The organism is Microcoleus sp. B3-A4 (assembly GCF_036705385.1).
Classification (GTDB): domain Bacteria; phylum Cyanobacteriota; class Cyanobacteriia; order Cyanobacteriales; family Microcoleaceae; genus Microcoleus.
The window spans coordinates 1-2,702 of record NZ_JAUBUI010000184.1 but is presented as its reverse complement, the minus strand read 5'-3'; the positions used below and the strand labels follow the sequence as shown (position 1 = coordinate 2,702).

At 45.9% G+C, this 2,702-nt stretch carries 5 protein-coding genes; all 5 read left to right on the top strand.

From position 1 onward, the window contains the following. The first annotated feature begins 260 nt into the window (after nt 1-260). The 5 genes from QUB33_RS29125 to QUB33_RS29105 all read left to right on the top strand — a co-directional run bounded on the left by QUB33_RS29125 (nt 261) and on the right by QUB33_RS29105 (nt 2,658). Entirely contained in the window at nt 261-1,055 is a 795-nt protein-coding gene (locus QUB33_RS29125) for a hypothetical protein (protein WP_333358048.1), read from the top strand. 71 nt (nt 1,056-1,126) lie between these two features. Then, nucleotides 1,127-1,288: a hypothetical protein gene (locus tag QUB33_RS29120; protein ID WP_333358044.1), complete on the top strand. Its 162-nt coding sequence runs from the start codon at nt 1,127-1,129 to the stop codon at nt 1,286-1,288. A 218-nt stretch (nt 1,289-1,506) separates the two neighbouring features. Continuing rightward, the gene (locus QUB33_RS29115; protein WP_333358041.1) at nt 1,507-1,905 is read left to right on the top strand and encodes a hypothetical protein; all 399 of its coding nucleotides are present in this window, start codon (nt 1,507-1,509) and stop codon (nt 1,903-1,905) included. After that, the gene (locus tag QUB33_RS29110; RefSeq protein ID WP_333358038.1) at nt 1,898-2,260 is read left to right on the top strand and encodes a hypothetical protein; all 363 of its coding nucleotides are present in this window, start codon (nt 1,898-1,900) and stop codon (nt 2,258-2,260) included. Before QUB33_RS29115 ends, QUB33_RS29110 begins: the two co-directional genes overlap by 8 nt. Then, nucleotides 2,260-2,658: a hypothetical protein gene (locus QUB33_RS29105; protein ID WP_333358035.1), complete on the top strand. Its 399-nt coding sequence runs from the start codon at nt 2,260-2,262 to the stop codon at nt 2,656-2,658. The genes QUB33_RS29110 and QUB33_RS29105 overlap by 1 nt, the downstream gene beginning before the upstream one ends. Nucleotides 2,659-2,702: the final 44 nt, after the last annotated feature.

The window sequence follows — 2,702 nt, the reverse complement described above, 5'->3', positions numbered from 1 at the left end:
CTATGTAACTATTTGTACCCAAATTGCCCTAAAAATAGATTTGTGTAACCGCTTGACAGTTACTAATGCTCTATGTAACTATTTGTACCCAAATTGCCCTAAAAATAGATTTGTGTAACCGCTTGACAGTTACTAATGCTCTATGTAACTATTTGTACCCAAATTGCCCTAAAAATAGATTTGTGTAACCGCTTGACAGTTACTAATGCTCTATGTAACTATTGTGGTTGTAGAAAGCAATGGTAACTGGTAGGTAACTTATGACAATTCCATCGGTGGTAAATTGCCACATCCAGTCAGAGGATAAGAGATTTGATGGGTTATCGCTAAACGATAACAAAGGTCAAAAGTGGCTAGAGACTGTTAAATCTTTTAGGTATGAGCCTGTAGTAGGAAGCGAAAACAAACCCTACACAGTCCGCAAAGAATCTACCAAGAGCGGTGATTACTGGTATGGTTACAGAAAGACTAAAGGTAGGTTGCACAAAAAATATATAGGCAAAACCTCAGAAATAAGCACTCCCCTGCTAGACGAGATTGCAGAGGATCTAAATATCCCCCCACAGCCACGGGTTACGAATAAGGTTACAGAAGTTATAGAGAGAAGCGAGCGAGTAGTTACAGATAGAGTTATAGATGCGGTTACCATTGAGGAATTCGCTGCCTTAAAATCCCAAGTACAAGCGTTGCAAGAATCCCTAGAAGCATTACGGGGGGAACTGCGGGGAAAGTCCGAATCGGGTAATTCTGAGGAGTTACCCACGGTTACTAAAACTAAGTTACCTATTAACTTAGGTAACTTAAGGAATGAGAATGAAGCACTGAGACATAAGTTAGCAGAGGTGAACCGCTATTACGTCGATATGCTTCAGCGTAGCGTCCATCGGGTTGAAGGGTTGTTGAGAGAAAATGAAACACTGCGAACAAATCAGCCATTGGCTGATTTTGAGCTACCAGCCCCCGCAGATGCACTAAACCGACTGAAAGCCAAGCGCAAAAAGTCTAAGGCTGATTTAGGCGATATTCTCACCCTCTGGGAGATGATTGAGGGTTAAACCCCTGATAAAGTCAACTAAAAATCTAGAGTCCCCATAGAAAGGGGCTTTACAGTAACCTAGGAGGGAATATGAACTCGAATGTTAGAGAAAGGTTGAAAGAATTTCTGGTAGTGTGGCTTGAAAAATTGTCAAGAGTCGGATATCAATTACGCAATGCTGATGAAATCCAGCAAGCTTTTTTAGATGATTTAAGCAAAAGACTAGGCGAGCTAGACGATAGGATAGGTTAATTTGAAAAAGATTAGGACTGGGGTGAAATTTTGGGGTATTAGCATTGAGGATAGAGTAACCCGACAATACAAAACTTAACACCCAGTATTGACGCTAAGGCAGAAACCTGCGATCGTAAGTAACAAGGAAGATTGATGCGCGACTGAGCGGTGCTAGGAACACCGAACAAGTCACGACTTCCCCAAACGTTAAGTCCAACGCTTGGAGCCTAACTATAATGCCACATTCAGCCGATTGTCCCGAGGGGCAATCGCAACACTTTACATTTTCTCGGCGTGGACTCTTGCAAGGGTTAGCGGCCGTCGGTTTGCCGTTTCTGGTTCCGCAAGTCCAACCTGCTACCTCGCCTGATGAACGACCCTTGCCAGAATTCAAGATTGGCGACTTAATCGCTCAGGACTGGGAGCAAAACGAAGACGAGGACGCTCCCCAGTTTGCCACTGATTTTGGCGAGGTCGTGGGATTGTGCTATTTGCCAGAGGCTTCGTACTATCCCCGCCATACCTGGGTTTATTACGTTCATTGGACACATAGCACGTGCAGTAAGTGTTGCTATCCCTGCTTTGATGGAGAGCCGACTGCAGGCAACACGCTGAGGCTTATCAGTCGTGGCTGAGCCGATGCGGTCGCGCCGCCGAATTGATCAACTCAAAGAACTCGCAGCCGCCTGCAATTTGAGCAAGGAACAAGCTAAGACCTTTGGAGATTTACGATCGACCGCGACCTGGGAAAAACTTTTGCTCGCGCACGGTCTAGAGTTTGATCGTAATATCGCTCAACCGCTTGACACAGCGCTTTCAAGTCACGAACCCGCCCACCAGATTAATTTGATTGACTGGATTGATTGGGCGCAAGCATTAACCCTCGCCCTTGCGTCGGTTGGCTTTGCGTTGCTGGTTTTAGGGCAATTCCCTCGCATCAATCCGCTAAATCTTTTCCCTGTAAAAATCACAATTCAGGTAGGTAAATAATGGGAACCATGACCCGACTATTCGGTGGTGAAAGCAGCGACGCTATCAGCAGCAAGTCTGACAAGTTGACCGCTCCGACCGATGCCAGCGTAATTACACCTCTCAATCCCGGCAACTTTGTCAGCATCCGCACTTCGCCCGTAGTGGAGGGCCCGCGCTACTTCAAAAAGGAAGAAGCCGATGCGCTTAAGAAGCTTGCGAAAGAGAAAACCCAGAACGCTCGCCACTCTAAAAAAGCCTACAAATCCCTAGGGCAAATCGAGGCGGCCGATGCAAAAGTCCACAAGGCTCACCGAGGGTATGAAAGGATCGTTGCCACTGGGGAGTTCACAAAGAAAAAATCTGATGTGGGCTTGGCTAAGCACTTATATCATGTCCGGGTGCTTACCCATAATTAAGCAGCAACTGGAACTTGAGGCCACCAGTGAAAGTTTGTTAAACC

Coding starts and splice junctions, on each gene's coding strand:
- QUB33_RS29125 (WP_333358048.1), top strand. CDS start 261: ATGACAATTCCATCGGTGGTAAATTGCCACATCCAGTCAGAGGATAAG.
- QUB33_RS29120 (WP_333358044.1), top strand. CDS start 1,127: ATGAACTCGAATGTTAGAGAAAGGTTGAAAGAATTTCTGGTAGTGTGG.
- QUB33_RS29115 (WP_333358041.1), top strand. CDS start 1,507: ATGCCACATTCAGCCGATTGTCCCGAGGGGCAATCGCAACACTTTACA.
- QUB33_RS29105 (WP_333358035.1), top strand. CDS start 2,260: ATGGGAACCATGACCCGACTATTCGGTGGTGAAAGCAGCGACGCTATC.